Origin of the sequence: Acinetobacter sp. UBA6526, from assembly GCF_002434875.1 — a bacterium.
GTDB classification, from domain to species: domain Bacteria; phylum Pseudomonadota; class Gammaproteobacteria; order Pseudomonadales; family Moraxellaceae; genus Acinetobacter; species Acinetobacter venetianus.
Genome location: NZ_DJLC01000247.1, coordinates 1,813 through 3,320 on the forward strand (window position 1 = coordinate 1,813; position 1,508 = coordinate 3,320).

Consider the following 1,508-nt stretch of genomic DNA (forward strand, 5'->3'; position numbering starts at 1 on the left):
TTTTTAAATTTATTGATTAAAACAAAGGGCTAAATAAGAAGCATTGTGAATGGTTACAAAAATGAAAATAAACGTTTTCTTCATAAATTATGGGTTTAGGATCAAGATGTTCGTTTGCAAGCGCTTATTTTACTTCAATAATTTTGCTTAATTAAAACTGTAAATGCGTATGTTTCTCATTTTAATTTTATAAAAATCATAAACTTACACAAATTTAACTTTGCAATTATATTTTAACTTGCACATAATAGTGGCATTCGATAGGAGTAAGTATTATGCGTGGCAATCCAGAAGTCATCGACTATTTAAATATGCTCATTGGCGGTGAGTTGGCTGCTCGTGATCAATATTTAATTCATTCGAGAATGTACGAAGATTGGGGCTTAGGTAAAATTTACGAACGTATTGATCATGAGATGCAGGAAGAAGCTTCTCATGCAGATGCAATCATTCGTCGTGTTTTGTTTTTAGGTGCTCAACCGAATATGAATCGTGAAGACATTAACGTTGGAAACGATGTTGTTAGCTGTTTAAAAGCTGATTTGGCGCTTGAATATCATGTTCGTGAGAAACTTGCGACAGGAATTAAGCTTTGTGAAGAGAAAGGCGATTATATTAGCCGTGATATGCTTCGTCAGCAGCTTTCTGATACAGAAGAAGACCATACCTATTGGTTAGAAAAACAATTACGTTTAATTGAATTGATTGGTTTACAGAACTATATTCAATCACAGATCTAATATTCTAAATTAATAAAAAACTCAGCTTAATGCTGAGTTTTTTTATTTCTAAATTTACTTTTTAGTTTGAGCGTCTTTCAAGTCTTTAAGCACCTGATCCGCATGAGTTTGTGTGTTGACACTGGTATAGTGATACATAATTGCACCTTGAGGGTTAATTAGAAAACTCTCTCTTTTAGCAATTTTTGCAATCCCGAAATTTCTTACAATCCCAAACTTTCCGGCAAGTTCACCTTTGTCATCAGCCAAAATAGGAAATGGCAAGCCAAGTTTTTCTGAAAACTTTTGGTGTGAAGCGACATCATCTAAACTTACCCCTAAAACGACAGCATTTGATTTTATAAATTGAGGGTAGAGTGCTTTGAACTGATTGGCCTCTTGTGTACAGCCTGCTGTATTGTCTTTAGGGTAAAAATAGAGCACGACCCATTTACCTTTATACTGGTTCAAAGTATGCCATTTACCACTTTGATCTTGTAGTTTAAAGTCAGGTGCGGATTGTCCAACCCATTCTTTCTGCGCGGTATTTTTTGAGGAAAATAAGTTACTTTGTGCTACGGTTAGACTTGGATAAGTCATTAAAAATAGTGAGCTACAAAGAATAAGAACTTTGGACTTTATCGTATTCATCATGTTGATCTCAAAGTGTAATAGCAGCTACTTTAGCAAATTTAGAGATTGGATGTGGAAGAAAATTCTTTACAGAGTTTTGCTCTGCTTTATATCTTTCAATTGAATAGTGATTTAGAAAAAGAAAAGGAAAATCAA

2 protein-coding genes are annotated in these 1,508 nt (G+C 33.8%); one reads left to right on the forward strand and one right to left on the reverse strand.

Annotated elements, in window-relative coordinates; all coding sequences use genetic code 11:
• The first annotated feature begins 275 nt into the window (after positions 1–275).
• Positions 276–740 (forward strand): heteropolymeric bacterioferritin subunit Ftn, encoded by a 465-nt coding sequence (ftn, locus tag B4237_RS17135; protein ID WP_004881207.1) that lies wholly within the window; start codon positions 276–278, stop codon positions 738–740.
• Between the two features lie 54 nt (positions 741–794).
• On the opposite strand, the gene B4237_RS17140 is transcribed toward ftn, so the two are convergent.
• The gene (locus B4237_RS17140) at positions 795–1,373 is read right to left on the reverse strand and encodes a peroxiredoxin (protein ID WP_286944092.1); all 579 of its coding nucleotides are present in this window, start codon (positions 1,371–1,373) and stop codon (positions 795–797) included.
• Positions 1,374–1,508 lie beyond the last annotated feature (135 nt).